A 19,635-nucleotide genomic window follows, 5' to 3' on the forward strand; every position below is an offset into this window, starting at 1 on the left:
CCCGCGAATCCGGGCCAACGAAGCGGACCTCCCACCGACTCCAACCGGTGCGCGCATGGAACACCTGCACCCCAAACACGCCCGCCACCATGAGAGCAAGTTGCCCCATCCATATTGGCGGTTGACCATTCCGGCTATGGGCGGCCTCTTCTCGAATCTCCAGCAGGTCGGGGTCCGCATTGCCGAGGTTCGACTCCTCCATAAGCTCGCGGGCCTTGGCCAGCGCCAGCGCCGCCTCATGCGGATTGGTGCTCTTGGCCAGACGAAACAACTTGCGTATGCGGTCGAGTTTTTTAGCCATGAGTTGCCCCCCGGCACTCGGCGCAACGGTGCTCTTCGTCGTGCTTGGGGTTACGCACCAGGGCCAAGGCCAAGGCGACGCCCAAACCACCCAGGGTGATCCCGGCCACAAAAGCGACAGCAACAGCGATCATCGTTTTCCTCCTTCTCCGGTGATGAGGGCGCCGAAGACGACCCCGAAAACCAGGCAGTAAACGGCGATTGAAAGGGTGTCGATCCAGTCGAAAACCGGGGGCATGTCAGACCTCCCGTGAGAGCTGGTGGTAGGTTGCTTCTTTTATCTGCTTCATCACCGCGCCCTCCGGGTTACCAAGCAATCGCGCCGAGGCGGCACTCCTACACGTTGATGTTCATTCGGCTGCTCGTCAGACCCGGCGCACCACCGCCGGATGACCACCCCCCGCCTGGGCAGGCGGAGGGGGTTTCGCGTCCCCCCACGGGGGAGGCCATTACGTGGCCAGCGGCGGGGGCCTGGGAGGAGTTCGAGAGGAGCCCATCCCCCGCTGCGGGTGTTGTTGCATGTGCCAGGACACCGCCCGCTGGTCCTGGTCGCGGTACCACCGGCGGCGTGCTGCGCCGCCAGTCCCCACCGCGCCGGGGCTGTTCCTCATGCTACCTAGGAGTCTGTCGGACTTGAGATCGTCCTACTGCGCCGGCGGGTAATCGGTCCAAATTCCCCCGGTTTTTCGTCACATAGCCACCACTATGATCCTCAAAACCGTGAAAATTTGGCCTCGATTCCCCACTCGGCTCGCTACGGACGCTCAAGCCCGACAGACTCCTAGGCCACCTCTTCGAGTGCGGTCTCGAAGGGCTGGACGATGAAGTCCTCCCGCTGGGTGATCGCGATCCCCTGGATCTGCTCGGCCACCTCGGGCTCGGCAAGCAGCAGCTCCTTGCTCACCTCCTCCTTCGTGCGGATGAACCGGCCGAGCCCCAACGTCTTGAGCCGCTCCAGCACCTTGTCGGCCCCACGGATCGAGACGCTGGGGGGGCGCAGCCGCCAACTGAGCAGACCGCTGGCCAGCTGCGCCGTCTTGGTCTTGCCGCCCTGGGTCAGGGTGTCGCGGTTGGCGGCGGCCCAGACCTCAAGCCCCTGGGTCAGCGAGGTGATTGCCTCGCCGTGGGGCAGCGCCTCGGCCTCATAACGCTGCCGAATCGCCGACAACTCGTCGTTCATCCCCGCCTGAATGCGCTGGCGCTCACGCTGGTGGTGGCCGATTTTGGCAATCGCCTCGACCGCTTTGTCTTTGTTCTGAGGGATGGGCAGCGCGGCGGCGGCGGTTTTGGTTTTGATCTTCTTGGGTGGCATCGCGGTGTTCCTTTCGGTGTAAACGGCTTGAAAATGGGCAACGGCGACCATCAGCGGCGGCTCACCGCGCCCGTCAGGGCGGGAAAAGCCTCACGGCGGACAACCGCGCGGGTGTGGCGGCGGTGGCGAAGGCGGCGGCGGGCGAAGGGGAACAGCACGGCAATCAAGGCAATCAAGCATCCGGCCAACAGCGTCATGGCGTTTCTCCTCTAGCTGGCCGGAGACCGGCCTTTTCAAGAACAGCGGCAAACCCGCTGGCGAGTTCGTCGGGGGGCAGGCGCGGAGTCGGAGTGCTCAGGGCGTTCGTGCTCAGGCGTGGAGGGGCGGTACGCTTGCGCGCCTCTACCTCGGCCTCGCGCTGGGACTCCCGCTCCTCGACCTGTCCGGCCAAGACCTTCCACAGGTATCCATGCCCCTCCAGGGGGAGGCGGATCGTGCTATCGCTGGCGCGGGCGCGGTCGAGCACGACCTCCAGAGATCGGCGCAGGTCGAGGGGGGTGACGGCCAGTGATCGCCGCCCCAGATCGAGCTGCCCGCACTCGACCGCCTCGGCCAACGCCTCGACCAGACGGATCGCCTTGGGCCAGGCCATCCCCCTCTTGGGAGGCCTATGCAGACCCAAATAAGACAGGGCCAACAGGGGTCCGACCGCCTCGCCCAGGCGGGCCAGAGCGACTGCAAACTCTCGGGCTGCGGTCTCGTTCCCCCACGCCGCTGCCGAGGCGACGCAGCCGCATTCGGGGCAGATCAAGCGCATGGCTCGCTCCCGAATGGAGGCGGGGGCAGGGGCATCCAGTGGGATGCTGCGACGGCGCTGCAGACGAGGGTCTCGGTCGGGGCGAACACCGAGGGGGTGCGGGTCAAATACCCCATTTCCACCCCCCCTTCGGGGCCGGGGACGAACAACAACACGTCGATCAAAACGGGTGGCAGGGCCAGGTCGACCGGGATCCACACCCCGAACCCCGATTCAATGGGATTCATGACGGCGCCCCTCCTGTTTTCGTAGATCGGTTGCATCGCATCGCCTCCGACAAGGGGGGGCTCCCGAGACGTTCGATTGCCTGCTCCAGGCGGGATAACGAGGCACGGATCTCGGCGTTGATTCGGTCCAGGTCGAAGCGGGTGTGCACCCGTCGATCAAACGCCGGACACTCCCCCAACCGGTCGTGGGTGAGACGCCCGCAATCGGGGCAAGCGCGGGGATTGCGGGCGGGGGGGGGCTCGTGATGTTTGGCCACGCAATGGGGGCACAGGTCGCCGACCAGGTGGTGGTCGATCACCCCACAAAAATCACACCGTCCGATCATCGTTTGGCCCTCCTTTTTGGGTGACGGGTTGCGGTTTTGTCGGCCAATCGTCCGGTGCCTCGCAGCAAGCAGTCCCGGTCGTAGGAGTTGCAGTCGTCGAGCGGGCACGAAAGACACAGGCGGTCGGTAGGGTCGAGCCCCAGGCCGATGGCGGCGGCGGGCTGGCCGGGGCCACCCCCGACGGTGGCGATTCCGCCCTGCATGGCGCTGCGCCAGGTGTAGCCGCTCATTTAGCACCCCCGACCTTGCTGTGGGGGCAGGTTCCGCCGTGACATCCCTTCCAGACCCGCACCCGCTTAGGGTTGGTAGCGGCGAAGGGGCGGCGTTGGTGGTCGAGACACTCGCGGATGGTGATCGCCCCCACCCCGGCCACGGGGCAATTGACCGTCGACCCCATGTAGGTGCCCCGCACCAGCTGCTCGATGCGGGGCATATCGCCCTTGTAACTCCCCTTTAAGCACTGGTTTACGACCGCCGGAGATACCCCCAGCCGGGCCGCGACCTTGGTCTGGCTGCTGCGATCGCACTCGGCGGTCAGAACGTCGATCCAGTCACAGTCACTCATGGCTGTCCCCCGAGGTGTGGACCACCTTGCCGCCTTGAATCACCCGGGTCACCCGGCGCACCGTGGGGGCAGGACCGACGCAGCGGCCTGGAACGACCCGCCATCGCCCCGCCTTGAGTCGCTTGAGAAACCCAGCAGAGGCCAGCGCCGACAGGTACTTGCGAGCCTGCTCGTCACTTAGGCTGTGGCGGCTGGTCGACCCGGCCACCACAGCGTCGCGCAGCGAAAACTCCCCCAAAGGGCGGATGGCGGCCCATAGGCTGTCCTGCCAGGTGGGGGCCTCTGAATTCACGGCCAGGGGGGCTGTTCCGCCGCCCCGGAGGTAGCGGTATCGCAGACGGGGGTGGCAATGACCGGTGGTGACCGGCTCTTCGACCGCAGTCAGGTACCCCCCCTGGCGCAGTGCTGCCAGGTAGGTTTCGACCGCCCGGTTGCCGTAGTGGCCCGGTCGGGCGATGTCGGCAGCGGTAAAGCACCCTCCTGTGGAGGCATACGCCAGGATCGCGTCCCACATCTGTTGCCGGTGGGTGTTGTGCGGCGCCGCCATCACACCCTCCGCGCCGGGGGGCGCCCGGTGAAAAAGTCGCGACTGCCCCAATCGCCCAGCGTCACGGTGTCGAGTCCGTGCCCCTCGGCAAACTCCTGCGCCCGCTCCAGGTTGACGCACACTCGGCGGACACTTCCCTTGCTGGCCGCGACGATGGCGGCCAGTAGGTCGTCGCCGACCTGGGCACGCACGCAATACAGAGCACGCAACCCCAGGGCGTCATCCAGGGAGCAGGGTTGCGCGGGGAAAAAATCGAGAATTCGCCCGTGGAAGCGTTCGTAGCGCTGAAGCTTCTGCGGCAGCATCTCCTCGCCGATCAGTAGAATGGGGGCGCCCGACGCCTCGTAGAGGTCGCGTAGGATCTCCACGTAGTTCTGCCCCTTGTCGACCAGTTGATCGACCTCATCCACGATCAGGGGGCGCCCTGTTACGACCAGTTGCTCGGCCACCTTGTCGACGATCTGCGGCAGGGTCAGGCGGTGGGTCGGTAACCCCATCTCGTTGGCCACCGCCTCGACAAACGCCTTGCGGCTCCACGAATTACGTGCCTCGACGTAGAAGGCTGTGGTTTCCCCGGCGGCGTGCCCCGCCGCGAAGGACTTGCCGTAGCCGCTGGGGCCGTAAAACACCGCCAGGCCGGGCAGGTGACCGGGCCGGTCGGCCACCCGGTACAGGGCTTGCAAGGCCAGCCCTACGTTCTGGGTGAGTGCGGTTGATCCGCTGTGTTTCTGGGTTACCATACTGCCTCCGTTGTGTTGTCTGGCCCCCGTTGCTGCGGGGGCTTTTTTTATGCCTGGCGGCGCAATAAGGCCGCCGCCATGGCGTTCTGTGCCTTGTATTCCGGCGTTTTGGGGTAGGTCGCCACCCATTTGGCGTCATTCTCGCTCAGGGTGGCTTTATCAAGGCTGTTCAGCCTGTGCCACCGGGCAAAACGCCCCTGCGCCGTGTCGCCGTCCGTGACTGGAGCGGCTGGCTCCTGGCGTCGTTGTGCCAACACCCGCTGCTGCTGCGCCAAATCCTGCTTTTGCTGCTCTGTCAGCCCAGATTCGGGCGCAGCCATCCCCACACGGGCCGCTTGGCCCGCCGCTTGTAATGCCGGGGTGGTGTGGGGGGTCGAGGGGGCAGGGTAGGGGGCGATTTTTGGGTTGGTGGCGGCGCGGTGGGCCAGAATCTCGGCCGCCACATCCTCGACTTTGGCCGCCTTGGCCACCTCTTTGAGTCGGGCTTTTTCCTCCTGCACCCGCTTGCGCTGGAGGGCTTTGCCTTCCGCAGCAATAGCGGCGCGGTCGATTCCCAGCCCCGAACGTTCTGGGCACACCGCCTTGCAAAGGAATGCCTCGTCGGTGGCGGCGTAGGCGTAGACCGCGCCGATATCGGTTTCGTCGTAGAGCACCCGCACCTGCTGCCCCACTGACAGCCCCAGCTCGGGGGCGATGTACCACCCGCCATCAACCTTGATCCCCTTCTTTTGCACCGTGCGCAGCCCTCCTCCGTCGGGGGCCTCAGCCAACAACAGGTCGAGAGCGCGTTCGTCTGCGATGCGTCGCACCTCCCCGCCCCAACCCAGCGCCTTGTCGTGTGGGGTGGTGTCGATCCCTTCGTGACGGTTGTGGTGGTAGACGTCTTCCACCCAGCGGTCGCAGAAGGCCTGAAACTCCTCGACGGTCATCTTGATTTCGAGCGTTTCACCCCGGCTCATCAGGCGGTCGGCAAAACTGCGCCGGGCCTCGATCCCCTTGCGCTCGGCCACCGAGTGGCCGAGGTAGCCCGCCAGCAGCTCGACCAGATCGCGGCTGAAGGAGCCGAAAGCCCGCTCGATGTGCGGCTTGTGCCAGGGCTGGAACGGGGGGCAAAACTCCTGATCCACCCCTACCGCTGCCAGCACCCGTGTGTAGTAGTGACTCCGGTAGTCGCTGCCGTTGTCGGTCTTGGCTTGGGTCGGCACCCCCCAATCCAACAGGGCGCGACGGGTCACCGCCGCCACGGCGGTGGCCTTACTGGTCCGACTGACCAACAACTTCAGCCGCCGCGACCACACGTCGACCACCCCGATCACCGCGTGCCGACCGTCCAGCAACATCACGTCGCCTGGGGTGGAATCGAGCTCCCACAGCGCGTTGAGGCCAGTGGCGGCCGTGCTGGCGTCGCCCATGGCCACCATGTATTGGTTCTTCCACTGGTCCGGGTTGGCGAGGGCTGTGTGCACCTGCTTGTGTTCGAGCTTCCAGCGCGCCAGCCACCGTTCGATGGTGCGCAGGCTGGGCACGTCGTCGGGGGCGAAACGGGCCTGTAGCACCTGCTCGATGTGGGCCGGTCGCACGTGAGGGGTGTGCACTACCAGCCCCACCACCACCTCGCGCATCCCCGCAACGATGTCGATCTTCGCCTTCCCTTTACGCCCCCGGTAACGCCCCCCCAGACGATCCAACCCCTCGTGCTGCACCTCGCTGATCCAGCGCTGGAGGGTGCGGGTACTGACCCCCGCAATCTGCGTTCGGGTCGCGTCGCCGACCTGGATGCGCCCCTCTTGGTACTCCTGGGCAAACAGGGGTAGTGCCCGGTGGTGGGGCAGCCCCGAGGTCGCCCGAAACCCCCGGTAGGCGCCCAACACCTCTGTGCGGGCGTCCAGCCGTTGCTTGGCCTTCCCGACGAGCCGAGCAGCAGCGGACATCCCCCGTTCTTGGATTCGCCGCTGCACAGCCTCGTCCACGTCGTGCGACAGTTGGATCTTGTGGGCCACCGTAGCTATAGCAGCGCTGGATTGGGTGGCAGCACGGGCAAGGTGGAGGCGCACATCGTCCCGCACGGTCACCCCCTGACCACGAAACACCAGCGATGCGGGCAGGTCTTCGACCGCCCAGGTGAGCCTCCCGCCCAACCCTGCACGTTTGCCTTCTGGCCATTCGGCTCGGCGTGACCAGTGGTTGAGCACGGTTTTTTCCGCTACACCGCAGGCGACGGCGATGTCTTGGGCGGCCGCTCTCATGGCCCCCTCAAAACGCCGCCTTCGATCTTTCCTTCACGCAGGGCTTTGCGTCCTACTTTCTGAATTGGAGGGCTCATGCCGCATCCCCCTTCACCGCATCCACCGTAGACACCTCGTCGGGGAGGATCTCCCCCTCCTTAAGTCCCAGCACCACCGCCACCTTGTGGGCGTCGCCGCGCAAGCCCTTTTTCCGGCCCGACAGGATTTCGTGCACGGTGTTCGGGTGAACCCTTAAGTCCCTGGCGAAGGCATTGATCGACCGCCCAACGCGGCGGAACCGCTGGCGGGCAGCCATCAGCTTTGCGTCGTAGCCCTCCACTTCTTGCGGGGGGTTTGTTGGGTCTGTCATGCTCGCCTCCGTGTTACTTGTTAAGTGAAGGTGTGATCTTGGTGCAAGATATTGAACCTTGCAAGAGGTGTAGGTGCAGAATCCTGAACGTGGGGCGCGGCTGAAAGAGGAGCGGGTTCGACTGGGCTTTAGCCAAGTCGAATTCGCCAAATACGGCGACGCATCGAAGGGGAGTCAAATCCTCTACGAGAAAGGGAAAGCTCCGCCCGCCGACTATCTAGAGGGCATCGCCTCCGCCGGATGCGACGTGTTGTATGTGCTGATGGGGCGCAGGAATGGTGCCGAGGGGATGGACCGGGCTCGGTTGACCCTAGCCATCGAGGCGGTAGAGGAGGGACTGGCTATGGCGAAGAAAAGGCTCGATCCAGCAGCCAAGGCGCAGATGGTGATGGCCGCTTACGACCTGCTTGGGGAAGCGACGCCTGAGACGGGGACGAGGGGGATCGTTCGGCTGATTACTGCCGCTTAAGTGGGAAACTTCCAAAACTCGTTTTTGCCGCCGTTAATCTCCTAACCTATTGTAATTATAAGCAATCACCGAAGTTTCCCACATGGGAAACTTCTTTTGCCAAGTGGGAAACTTCCTCTCGCGAAGTTTCCCACTTCACGGACACACGGAGCGCCCCATGACCGATCCGAAGAAGAAGATCGTCGAGCTGATTTGCAAGGCCGCCGACCACGACGACAGTCGCATCCAACCAGCCATCGGCGTCACCGGCAACGGCAACAACATCGCGGGGCGCGATCAATACATCAATCACAAGACGGTCAGGAAGGTGGTGGTCACGCCGGGGGATGGGGCCATCGACGCCGCTCAGGCTGCCGAATTGCGACGTTTGATTGATGCGTGGATGGAGGCTCACAACGCGGTCAAAAAAAGCCGCTGTCTTATGGTGGGGCGTGGTCTTCCTTCAATAACGCTTTTTGTATCAGTGGTTTCAGAGAGTTGCCAATGCAACGCTTTGGCGAGGCGCGGTCGTGACTGATGCAGCAAACGGCGCGGATCAACGCCATGCCGAGTGCGCCAAAGAAGGCCCCCAATTGGCGCCGCTCGACGATCACGGCCATTAAGAGCCGCAGCACCAAGCAGCTTGGCGACCCCCGCGCTTACGCTGCTTACATCGAGACCCGGTTTGGTAAATCGTCGCTCGCCGACCTTACCGACGACGAGCTGCAACAGACCCGAGTTTACGTATTTGGTCGAACCCCTAAAGCATGACAAACCATCCGTCGCAACCTCTTCGTTTCATCGCCGTTTAAGCGTCGTTTAACGCTCTGCCCCCTGTCGTTGGTTTTCCCAGTATTTCCCGTATGTTCCCGCCATTTCCCGGTCCTTTTGTCCTATGACACTTTGGGTGTCGGGTCACACGAACCTCAAGTCCGACTACTCTTAGGGGAACGCTGATTTAAGGCCCCCTGCCTTTTTCAGCGACGCTTCGCAAAAACCAAAAGCTTCGGCGACTTAGGTCGCCTCCTACGTTCCTGATTTTGGCATCCCATCCCCGGGCTGCTCGGAAGCGCTGGACCAATAAGGAACCTCCCGACCACCCGGATTGGAACGGGTGGCACCTTTGCCCCCCTTGACACACAACCTGCAGCGATTTGTGCGCCGTCCCACTTCCTCAAAGATGGATCGACGGTAATGATTGACCCCATCGTGGAGCTCGATCTTGCAGAGCCGGTCCCCCCGGCAAAACAAGAAGGACTTGAGGCCACACCGGGAGCCCCCTTCAGACTGTTTTTGCCTGCCAATTCCACGGCAAATACAGAAGTGAACGGTTCTGGTCGACGGCCTTAATGGATGCTTCAAATCCCTGAAAAAAAACGAGAACCAGGCTATTTCCGACCTGTAAGGTCGGTCACAGCGAGGTGGATACTTCGGATCATGATGGAGTTGCGGAAGCGCAATTCTTAAATGTGCCGCAGCAATGCAGAAACCCCTGTTGAAGAGGACCACGCCATGAACATCTCCCTTGCATCGAATCGGGTCCGTCGCGGTGGCCGACTGCAGTCGCTTTTTGCGGGAATGTTTCTGGCCGTTGCCGCCTTGGCCGGTTGTTCCCAATCCCCCGGCAACAGCGCCCATGTGGTGGTGGTGACCCCCTACAACCCGCAGGCGGCCGCAGGGGCGATTGTTTCGCAAACCATCCCCCGCAACACCGGTGTTGAGAAAATCAAGGTGGTCGTCACCGACTCCACCACCGGACACCAGCTGGCCGCCATCAGCGCCCTTCCCGGTGTGACCTTGGCCCTCGATGTGGAATCGGGCTCAAACCGCTTGATCTCGGTTTCCGCCCTCGATGCCTCCGGCGACGTTCTGTTTGACGGCAGCGCGACCCGCAGCCTTCTCCCCGACGCCAACGTTACCTTGTCGGTGAATCTCTACGGTCGCCTGCTCAAGGGGCCGAGCAATCTGACGGCTGGAACGGTCGTCACCGTGCTTGACGATGTCGGCACCAGCACCACGGGTACCATCGACGCCAGTGGCGCCTTCCGGATTGCCCTGAATCAAAAGATGGTCCGCCCCTATTTGCTGCTGGCTCAGGATGGCACCGGCAATGTGGTTTCAGCCGCCATTACCGACGCTGCCGGACCAACCAGCCTGAACCCAGTGACCCATTTTCAAGCCGGAGATCTGCTGCGTCCCACCAATCCCGACCTATTGACCGATTGGCAGAGCGCCTGGAGCGGCTGGACCAAAACCGGTAGCGCACAGACCACTAAAATCAATGCGGTCGATACCGGCATGGCCCAGGCACTGGCGTTGTCGACCATCGGGGAAACCCAATTCCAGATCGCCCGTAGCCCCAACGCCACCACCTGGGCGATGGGGAGCTACAACGGCCTGACTGCGGTGTGGGTTGCAGGCACACCCGAGCTGCAAACCGGCTCCGGCTCGGTGGCTGCCAAGATTGTTGCGGGCGCCGTGGTTGGCGGTAATGCCGTTCTGGTCGCCCCCTACAGCGGCAGTGGCTTGAGCGCCGCCAACAAAACGGCGGCAGCAGGCGATTGGCTGCTGTGGAAGTCGGGCGCCACCACCGCCCCCCTGGCCATCACCCTCCCCACCACCTTAAGCGGAAAAACCGAAGCCGAAATCGGTGCGGCGATGCGGGCCGTTGCCGATCAGATCGAGCTTTCGGGTTACGACCCCTCAACCGCGACCGGGACCACCGCCCAGGCGCTGGCCAGCTTCCTGACCCCGCCGCTGGAGGCGGTGGTGCTCAATGGGGTGCAATCGACCTTGGGCAGCGCGGTGCTGAGCAGTTTGGGCAGCGCCATGGCGGCGGTCGGATTCGATCCGACCACCGGCAACCTCAACCCCATCTTCACCGCCACCCCCTCCCTGGTGCAGAGCACCGCCATCGTTGGCACCCAATTGACCCTGACCGGTTTGGGTGCCACCGATCCCAACGGCGACCCGGTCACCAAGGGTTACCAGTGGGAGTCCTCCTCCGACAACACCACCTGGAGCGCCATCGCGGGTAAAACCAACGCCTCGTTGATCCTCGCCAAGGCGCAGGCCCACCGTTATGTGCGGGCCGCCATCACCTTGAGCGACGGCAATGGCGGGACCGCCTCGGCGGTCACCGGGTCGATCCAGGTCGGCAACACCGCCCCGGTCTTCTCTTCGGCCCCCACCTTCACCGGCACCGTTGCAGTGGGCGGGGTGTTGACGGCGCAGGTCGCCACCACCGATGCCGACGGCGACGCTCGGGTTTATTCCTACCAATGGAAGGCGGCGGGGGTGGCGATTCCCGGGGCGACCGCATCGACCTACACCGTGGCCGTCGACAACGCCCACAGCACGATTTTGCTTGATGTGACGGCCAACGACGGCTTCGGCGGCAGCGTAACCGCGTTGTCAGCCGACGCACCGGTCCTGAACAGTGCTCCGGTTTTGGGGGGGACGGCCATCGTCGGCACCGCCAAGGTTGGGGCGGTGGTGAGCGCGCTGACGACGGTCGGCGATCCCGATACCGACAACGTGACGTTGACGTATCAGTGGACGGCCAACGGCCTCGCCATCCCTGGCGCGACCGCAGCCAATTTCACCATCACCGCGACCCAGGCCCATACCGCGTTGGGCGTGACGGTGACCGGCACCGATACCTTCAGCGCCAGCACCCCCTCGACCGCGACGGCAGTGACGGTGGGCAACACCGTCCCGGCCTTCACGGGGAGCCCCGCCTTTGTCGAGGGGAGCGTGGTGGTCGGCGGAACCTTGACCGTGGGGGGCACTGCGACCAGCGATGCCGACGGCGATCCGGTGACCGTTACCTACCAGTGGAAGGGCTCCGACGACGGCGGTACGACCTACACCCCGATTGCGGGGGCGACCACCTCGACCTTCACGGTACCCCAGCCCAACGCCCACCAAACTCTGGCGGTCGATGTGACCGCCTTGGACAACAAGGGCGGGAGCGTCACGGCCACCACCGCCACCCTGAGCGTGGCCAACTCGGCCCCCGTCCTGACCGGTTTGAGCACCACCACCCCCATCAATACCGGTTACAACGGGCTGCTGAGCGTCAGCGATCCCGACGGCGACACCCTGATCTTCACCGTCAAAACCGCCCCGACCAAGGGGACTCTGGGGACGATCCCCGCGGGGGGAAGCTTCACCTACACCCCGAACGTGGCGGTTTTCGGCACCGATTTCTTCACCGTACAGGTCGGCGACGGTTTTGGCGGCACCTCGACCACCGCCCGGGTCGACATCGCCATCCTACCCTTTGGAGTGACCAAGGTTTGGGTGGGAGGCGACGCCGCCGGAGCCAGCAATTGGAGCAACGCCAACAACTGGTCGCCGGTAGGGATTCCCCTCGGCAGCGAGGGGGTGATGATCCCCGTCGCGGCGACCAACCAGCCCACCCTCAGCGCCTCGGTCGCCTGCGCCGCCCTCTACATTGAGAGCGGTGCCACCCTGTCGCTGGGCAGCTTCAACCTGAGCGACAGCGGCGCCTTGAGCTTGGCGGGGGCGACCGTAACCGGTACCGGCGCGGTGATCCTGACCGGCAGCGGTGACATCAAGGCGACCGCCCTGCCCAACCTCGATCTGCAAACCAACGGCACTTACAACCTGGCTTCGTCGCTGAACATCACCGGCACCCTGACCTCGGGATCCTCCTTCGTGCCGACCCTCTCCAGCGCGGCACTAACGCTGGCGGCAACCTCGGTCGACGTCAGCGGCCTGACCTTGAACAACACCGCTCTGACCCTGGGCAACGGCGCCTTGACCACCTTCGATTACGTCACCTTTGCAGGCTTCGCCCCCACGGCCACCCAGCTGACCCTCAACCGCACCAGCGCCGCCTCGGTCTTCAACGGCCTGACCTTCGCCAACTTCCCCACCACCGGGAGTTACATCCTCGCCAACGATGGCGACGGCGCAGGCACCCCCTGCCTTGTCACCATTGCCGGGGGGGCCATGCCCCAGAACGGCGCCTCAAAGGTCACAACCTCCGGCGGTTTCCAGGTGGTGTGGGGCCTGGGCACCGAGGATTCCGACAGCGACACCTACAGCGATGCCCACGAGTTGGCGGCGGGGAGTGATCCGCTGCTGCTGACCTCTTTCCCGACTGGTACCGCTGTAACCGCCCCCATCGCTGCCCCCACCACCTGGAATTTGGCCGGTGGTCCCTACCTGGTGACCGGCGCGATCTCCATCAGCGGCGCGGGCAGCTTGAGCGTCGATCCCGGCGTGGTGGTGAAATTCGGGGCCGGGGCCAGTTTGGTTGCCGCATCGGGAGCCACGCTGAACCTCAACGGTACGGCCACCGCTCCGGTTGTTTTGACCTCGGTCAACGACACCACGATCAACGCCACCACCGCAGGGAGCGGTACCCCCGTCGCCGGCGATTGGAGCGGCGTCACCCTGGCGGGGCTGGGTAGCCTGAGCAATGCCGAGATCCGTTATGCCGCAAACGGGCTAACCATCACCAACGCCTCCCCCTCGGTCACCTCGATCAAGGTCAGCGACAGCAGCGGCTACGGCATTCAAGTGGCCTCGACCGGCACCCCAACAGCGCCCACGCTGAGTCAAATCGACATTTCCAATGCCGGTGCCCAAGGGCTGTGGCTCAACGCCCAAAGCGGGGGCACCCTGGTCGGAACCACCGTCACCGGAGTCACCATCACCAATGCTGGGGCTCAGGGGATTGCCATCGACACGACCGGGACGGCGTTGGGTTCGATCAATTCTGTCTCGATCACGAACTTCACCGTGACCGGCTCCGGAGCCGAGGGGGTCAAGATCGCCAGTGCCGGTGGCGCCGACACGATCACCCCCTCTTTGAGTAACGGCAGTATCGTCATGGCGGGCGGGAGCACCGTTCCCGCCCTGTTGGTGACCGGCACCGCCCCCCATCCGACAGTCACCTCGGTGGTCTGCACCGGGGGCAGCGCCGGATTGCAGGTCGACACCGCCGCCGTCGGCATCTACCTGCACAACCTGCTGCGCCAAGCGAGCCTTACTGGGGTGCTACTCAACACCACCGGCGCCCCCACCCTCAGCACCAACACCATTGTGCTCAACGGCAGCATTGGAACCGGTACCAGCGGCGGCGGCATCAAGATTGCCGCCAGTGGCCCTGGCACCTCGATCAAACACAACCTGATCCGCAACAACATGGCCGATCTGGGGGGTGGGATCTATGTGGCCAACGGCGGCACGTGGACCGGCGTTGGGGTCGGCGGTCACGATCTATCCATCGACGACAACCTGATCGTCGAGAACGGCGCCACCGGGTATGGCGGTGGGGTCTTCCTGGCTGCCGGCAATCCGCAGCTGAGCCACAACACCATCTCCAGCAATCTGAGCGGTATAGCCGCCGGTGGTGGCGGGTTGTACATCGGCGGTGGCGTGGTCGCCCACATGCTCGAAGACATCGTGGCCCTCAATACCGACTCCCAGGTCGGAACGCAGGTCGGGGACGACATTCTGATCGAGACCCTCTTTGGGGTCGGCACCGCCTCGCTGCTCAACGGGAGTCTGGAAAGTGACGGTTCACTTGCCGCGAGCGGCGGGTTGAGCGGCAATCCCCTTTTCACCGCCAATTGGTATCTCGGCAACACCGCAACCGGTCAGGGTTCGAACTCCCCCGCCGTCAACGCAGGGCAGGCGATGTCGGCCATCAACTACCCCTACTTTGCCGAACTGGTGCATTTCACCACCCGCATCGATGGGGTGGACGACACCTCCTTGCCCGACGTCACCGACTTTGGTTACCACCACCAAGCTGCGGCCCCGACGGTTGGTGCCGCTACCTCAACAGTGGTCGCCCTGGATCCGGCTCCCGCCCCCAGCGGCAGCACCACCATCGTGATTTCCCCCCGCGACAACATCGGCAACCTGTTGGGCGCCGGTTTGCAGGTGGTGGCGAGTGTGACCGGTAGTGCCTCCCTGACACCGCCACTCGGCACCAATTTCGGGGTTGGTGCCACCTCGATGCAGGCCGCCGATCTGGGCGACGGCACCTACGCCATCACCCTGTTGACGAGCGCCACGACCGGCAGCAGCGATACCGTTTCGGTCTCGGTCAACGGGGTGGCATTAAGCGCAACCGCCACGGTGAGCTGGTAACCCCAACCTTCACCAACCGTTTTCGAACTCCTCCACCCCGGCCTATTGGCCGGGGTTTTTTTTGTGATCGGCGCACAGATGGATTTTTCGTTGTGTTTTCGGACGGTTGAACCAACAGGGGGGCAACCCGCCGAACCATTCGCTCAAGATCCTGTTTTCCCACTATTTTTTTCCATCTATGGTGATCGCTTGTCAGGGGATGTTGATTTCGTTCAAACACGGGATGGATGGGGGCACGACCATGGTACATTCGGCTCGGTGGGTTCAGCGGTTGGGGACGGGACTCCTCCTGGGGCTTCTGGCACTGGGGGGGCTTGCGGGCTGTGGGGCTCCCGGTGACGGCTCGGCCCAGCTGGTGGTCGTCACCCCCTACACACCTGCCCCGGCAAGCGGTGCCATCGTTTCAAACCAAGTCCCCACCAATACCGGCATCACCGCCCTGCACATCACCGTCACCGAACAGAGCACCACCACCCCCATCGCCCAAACCACGGTTCAACTCGGCCATTCGGCGGTTCTCGACGTTCCCAGCGGCTCCGGCCGCCGCGTCACGGTTCAAGCGCTCGACAACCTTGGCGACGCCATCTATGGCGGGCAGGTTGTGGTCAATTTGGCCGCCAATGCCAGCGTCACCGTGCCAATCGATCTGTATGGCTTGCTCCTTAAGGGAACGGCTGCCACCGGCATCACCCAGGTTCGGGCTTTCGACGACACCGGTAGCGCCGCCAACGCAGCCGTGGGGGCGGGCAACAGCTACCGCATTGCGCTGAACGGCGCCATGAGCCGCCCCTATCTGCTGGTCGGACGCGACGGATCCAACGCGGTGCGGGCCGCCGCCATCACCGATTCAGCCGGGCCCACCGCCCTGGACGCCCTCACCTCGTTCCAAGCCACGATGGTGCTTAGTCCCACCAGTACCGCCCTAACCAGCGACTGGCAAACCGCCTGGAATGGTTGGAGCCGCGACGGCGCCACCCAAAGCGCCCGTTTGGCGGCGGTCGACACCGCGCTACGTCAGGCGGTGGGACTCACCCGTCTGGGCGATCTGGGGTATTCCGCCGCCCGCTCCGCCACCGCCACCGCCCAGGCGCTGACCACTTACAACGGTCTGGTCACCACCTGGGTAGCGGGAGTACCCGAACTGCGCACCTCCTCGGGGCAACTTGTCGCCACCCTCGACACCCAAGGCAACATTGTGACGGGACCGGCGGTGTTGATCCTTCCCGCCACCACCACCAACACCGGCACCACGGTGGCCAACCGCACCGCCGCTCAAGGGGAATGGCTGGTCTGGCAGGTCAACTCCCCCAATCCCCCCCTGGCCATCACCCCCCCCACCGCATTGAACACCCTGACCGAAGCCGATTTGGGGGCCTCACTGCGGGCGCTGGCCGACCAAATGGAGACGGCGGGGATCGATCCGGGGGATGGGGCGACCCGCTCCCCGGCCGCCATGGCGACCTATCTCGGCCGCCCCTGGGAGATCGTCGCTGGGCAAGGGGGGCGGACCTCGGCGGCGGGCAACCAGGCGTTGCTGCAACTCGGCGCCGTGTTGCAAACCCCAGGGTTCGATCCCGCCACCCCCCCCAACAGCAATCCGATCCTTCTTGTCCATCCCGATATCGACAACAACCATCCGGGGATCAACGGCACCTTGGGATTAACCGCCATTCCCGAAACCGGCGATTTGGAGGGGGATACCGTCCAACTGACTTACCAATGGCAAGCCAATGGCGTGGCGATCCAAGGGGCGACCGGAAGCAGCTATACCCTGACGACGGGGGAGGCGAACGCCGCCATCACCTGCCTCATCACCGCCAGCGACGGCAACGGCGGCACAGCCACCTTTACCACCCATCCGGTCAACGCTCCCATCGCGATCACCGGCAGCGTCAAAGATGGATCGGGCGCTGCGGTGGCTGGAGCCACCATCACCGTGACGGCGGGTGGGAACGGCGGCGCAACCAGCGATGTTTCGGGAAATTACACCCTCTACCTGCAAGCGGGGGCGGTGTCGGTTTCGGTTGCGGCGACCGGCTACATGGAGACCACCGTGAGCGGCATGGTGGGGTCCGGGGCGACGGTGTTGGCGGTGGCGGTGTTGGCGGTACAAGGGGGGGGGAGCGGCGATTTGAGCGGCACGGTCAACGACGCCACCACCAATCAGCCCATCGCCGGGGTGGCCATCACGATTTACGCGGGCAGCACGACCAGTGGCAACCCGGCGGCGCAAACGACCACCGATGCCAACGGCAGTTACACCGTGATGGGATTAAACGTCGGCACCTACACCGTGACGGGGAACTTGACCGGCTTCGGCCAGGGGTCGCGCACCACGATTGTTGCGGCCGGTGTCACCTCCACCATACCGGTCTTGCTGCTCAGCCCGGCGCTTGCAAACGGTCAATACCGCATTGTACTCAGTTGGGGGAGCGCCCCCCGGGATCTCGATGTCCATCTGGCCGGACCTAACCCCCTGGATACCGCTACCGGTATGTTCCAGGTTTTCTATGGTCGACGGGGGACAACTTCAGCCGCCCCCTTTGCCGTGCTCGATCAAGACGTCACCACCGGCTTTGGCCCCGAAACCATCACGATCACCCAGTTCCAGCCCGGAACCTACCGCTACTTCGTGCATAGCTATACGGATCGAGCCACCACGACCGGGACCGACCTTTCAAACCTTTCGACCGCCAAGGTCGAGGTGTTTTCGGGCGGTGATCTCAATGCCCTCTACACCTTCCAGATCCCCCCCGGTCGAACCGGTAATGTGTGGGAGGTCTTCCGCATCGATGGCGCCAGTGGGGTACTCACTCCGGTCAACCATTTCGGCGCGGCGAACCAGACCCCCTATGCTTTAAGCCTTTGGGGAACACCCGCCTTCGTCAACCTGGGGATGAGCGATACCCTGACCGCTGAATTCACCACGGTAGATGAAAACACGATTGCCGCGACCGGGGTGACCTGGAGCTCCGACAACCCTGCCGTAGTGGCGGTCGATCCCTACGGAACGGTGACCGGCATGGCCAACGGCGGCGCCATCGTCACGGTGGAGGAGGGGTCGGGACTGTTCCCGGCTGCCAGCCAGTCGGTCACGGTCAACCGGGTTCCGGCCTTCACCTTCCCAGCAACCGACCCCTACACCGCAACCACAGCCGAGGACACCCCGCTGACCCTGACGCTGAGCGCCACCGACCTGGACGGTGACAGCCTGACCTACGGTCAAGCGGTTGCCCCCTCCCACGGGGCATTGGCGGTCAACGGCCTCACGGGGGTGGCGACCTACACCCCGGCCACCAACTACAACGGCCCCGACACCTTCACGGTTAAGGTCAACGACGGGCGGGGCGGCATCGTCACCAACGTCGTCAACCTCACCGTCACCCCGGTGAACGACCCCCCGGTCATCGCCCTGACCGGCAACGCCACGGTCGACGTCGCCCAGGGAACCCCTTACGTCGATGACGGAGCGACCGCCAGCGACCTTGAAGAGGGCGATCTCACCGGCGCCATTGTCACCAACAACTCGGTGAACACCGCCGTTCTGGGCACCTACACCGTCACCTACAACGTCGGCGATAGCGGTGGTCTGGCAGCGACCCAGGTCTCCCGCACCGTCAACGTGGTGGCGGGGGCGGTGATCGTCAACGGCGCCACCACCTATGCCGGAGCCCCGGTTTCGGTAGCGCTGGGGGCCTTCGAGAACGCAACCTCGGTTTACCTGTTTCAAGAGCAGCAGGGGCTGACGCTGGGGAGCGATCAGGGGCTGAACATCGGCTTGCCGGGCACGTACGGCTCGACCTCCCCCCTGACTCCGGCGCTGCTCACCACCGGCTCGACCATCAACACCTTCTTGCTCCATTTCGACCCCGTGGGCTCGGCCAACACCACCTTGACCGGCGCGATCACCTTTGGCGATCCGGTGTTGGGCGTGATCGTCACCGACGCCGACCTCGACGCCAGCGACACCACCCTGGGCTCGGTGGCGGTGACCTATCCGACCGGTTTGGTGGCTCGGGGAAGTATCAACGGGGGGAATGAAACCGGCGATTCGGTGGTGTTAAGCGCCGACCGCCTGACCCTGACCTTCACCCTGAAGGCATCAAGCGATCTCGATCAGATCCGCATTGTCACCCAATCGGGGTTGGCCAGCGCCGCCCCCGACCGGGATACAGACGGCTTGAGCGATGTGGAGGAGATCCTGGCGGGGAGCAACCCCGACGTGACCGACAGCGACGGCGACGGGGCGCTTGATGGCAGCGACACCCATCCGATCAACCCGGCCCTCGGTTATGTGGGGGCACCCTCGATTGCGGCGGGTGTGCCGGTCGATTTCGAGGTGGATGATGGGGGTCTACGCACCCAAGGCACCCTTTGGCAATACGGGGTGCCGACCAGCGGGCCGAGCCGTGCCCACACCGGCACCCAGGTTTGGGCGACCAACCTGACCGGCAGTTACATCGACAATGCCGACGAGCAGCTTTACCTGCCCGCCGTCGATCTGACCGGAGCCACCAGTCCAACCTTGAGCCTGCGGCTGTGGTCGGCCACCAACGCCGCCACCACCGACGCCACCAATCTTGAGATTCTTGATTCCACCACCGGTGCCTGGACGGTGCTTCCCGCCCAGATCACCCCCTACGACGGCACCCAAAACAGCAATGCCGCCCTGCCCGGTTGGGGC

Annotated in this window: 14 protein-coding genes, 1 other RNA gene and 2 pseudogenes; 5 read left to right on the forward strand and 12 right to left on the reverse strand. The window is 64.4% G+C overall.

The window, feature by feature from the left end; all coding sequences use genetic code 11:
• The 12 genes and pseudogenes from AUJ55_11655 to AUJ55_11710 all read right to left on the reverse strand — a co-directional run bounded on the left by AUJ55_11655 (window position 1) and on the right by AUJ55_11710 (window position 7,315).
• A pseudogene (locus AUJ55_11655) lies at window positions 1–301 on the reverse strand (hypothetical protein).
• Between the two features lie 351 nt (window positions 302–652).
• Window positions 653–730, reverse strand: an RNA gene (locus tag AUJ55_11660) — hammerhead ribozyme type II.
• Between the two features lie 351 nt (window positions 731–1,081).
• Window positions 1,082–1,564 (reverse strand): host-nuclease inhibitor protein Gam, encoded by a 483-nt coding sequence (locus AUJ55_11665; GenBank protein ID OIO54630.1) that lies wholly within the window; start codon window positions 1,562–1,564, stop codon window positions 1,082–1,084.
• Window positions 1,565–1,805: 241 nt separating this feature from the next.
• Window positions 1,806–2,369 (reverse strand): hypothetical protein, encoded by a 564-nt coding sequence (locus AUJ55_11670; protein OIO54618.1) that lies wholly within the window; start codon window positions 2,367–2,369, stop codon window positions 1,806–1,808.
• Window positions 2,360–2,596 carry a hypothetical protein gene (locus AUJ55_11675; protein ID OIO54619.1) on the reverse strand — a complete coding sequence of 79 codons (237 nt, stop codon included), beginning with the start codon at window positions 2,594–2,596 and terminating at the stop codon, window positions 2,360–2,362. Before AUJ55_11675 ends, AUJ55_11670 begins: the two co-directional genes overlap by 10 nt.
• A complete protein-coding gene (locus AUJ55_11680; protein OIO54620.1) occupies window positions 2,593–2,922 on the reverse strand; it encodes a hypothetical protein in 330 nt (109 codons plus the stop codon). Before AUJ55_11680 ends, AUJ55_11675 begins: the two co-directional genes overlap by 4 nt.
• On the reverse strand, window positions 2,919–3,152 hold the full coding sequence (locus tag AUJ55_11685) for a hypothetical protein (GenBank protein OIO54621.1): 234 nt from the start codon (window positions 3,150–3,152) through the stop codon (window positions 2,919–2,921). The genes AUJ55_11680 and AUJ55_11685 overlap by 4 nt, the downstream gene beginning before the upstream one ends.
• Entirely contained in the window at window positions 3,149–3,487 is a 339-nt protein-coding gene (locus AUJ55_11690; GenBank protein OIO54622.1) for a hypothetical protein, read from the reverse strand. Before AUJ55_11690 ends, AUJ55_11685 begins: the two co-directional genes overlap by 4 nt.
• Window positions 3,480–4,034: a hypothetical protein gene (locus AUJ55_11695; GenBank protein OIO54623.1), complete on the reverse strand. Its 555-nt coding sequence runs from the start codon at window positions 4,032–4,034 to the stop codon at window positions 3,480–3,482. Before AUJ55_11695 ends, AUJ55_11690 begins: the two co-directional genes overlap by 8 nt.
• Window positions 4,034–4,774, reverse strand: coding sequence for a hypothetical protein (locus AUJ55_11700; protein ID OIO54624.1), 741 nt, complete (start codon window positions 4,772–4,774; stop codon window positions 4,034–4,036). The genes AUJ55_11695 and AUJ55_11700 overlap by 1 nt, the downstream gene beginning before the upstream one ends.
• 47 nt (window positions 4,775–4,821) lie before the next feature.
• Entirely contained in the window at window positions 4,822–7,020 is a 2,199-nt protein-coding gene (locus tag AUJ55_11705) for a hypothetical protein (GenBank protein OIO54625.1), read from the reverse strand.
• A 73-nt stretch (window positions 7,021–7,093) separates the two neighbouring features.
• Window positions 7,094–7,315 carry a hypothetical protein gene (locus AUJ55_11710; GenBank protein ID OIO54631.1) on the reverse strand — a complete coding sequence of 74 codons (222 nt, stop codon included), beginning with the start codon at window positions 7,313–7,315 and terminating at the stop codon, window positions 7,094–7,096.
• A 127-nt stretch (window positions 7,316–7,442) separates the two neighbouring features.
• Between AUJ55_11710 and AUJ55_11715 the strand changes: the two genes are divergently transcribed.
• The 5 genes and pseudogenes from AUJ55_11715 (at window position 7,443) to AUJ55_11735 (ending at window position 19,635) form a co-directional block, all read left to right on the forward strand.
• Entirely contained in the window at window positions 7,443–7,838 is a 396-nt protein-coding gene (locus tag AUJ55_11715; protein ID OIO54626.1) for a hypothetical protein, read from the forward strand.
• A 157-nt stretch (window positions 7,839–7,995) separates the two neighbouring features.
• Window positions 7,996–8,355, forward strand: a complete 360-nt coding sequence (locus AUJ55_11720) for a hypothetical protein (protein OIO54627.1) — start codon at window positions 7,996–7,998, stop codon at window positions 8,353–8,355.
• Entirely contained in the window at window positions 8,355–8,588 is a 234-nt protein-coding gene (locus AUJ55_11725) for a hypothetical protein (GenBank protein ID OIO54628.1), read from the forward strand. Before AUJ55_11720 ends, AUJ55_11725 begins: the two co-directional genes overlap by 1 nt.
• Window positions 8,589–9,329: 741 nt before the next feature.
• Window positions 9,330–14,951, forward strand: coding sequence for a hypothetical protein (locus AUJ55_11730; protein OIO54629.1), 5,622 nt, complete (start codon window positions 9,330–9,332; stop codon window positions 14,949–14,951).
• A gap of 106 nt (window positions 14,952–15,057) precedes the next feature.
• Window positions 15,058–19,635: pseudogene (locus AUJ55_11735) on the forward strand (hypothetical protein).

The organism is Proteobacteria bacterium CG1_02_64_396 (assembly GCA_001872725.1).
Classification (GTDB): Bacteria; Pseudomonadota; MNWR01; order CG1-02-64-396; family CG1-02-64-396; genus CG1-02-64-396.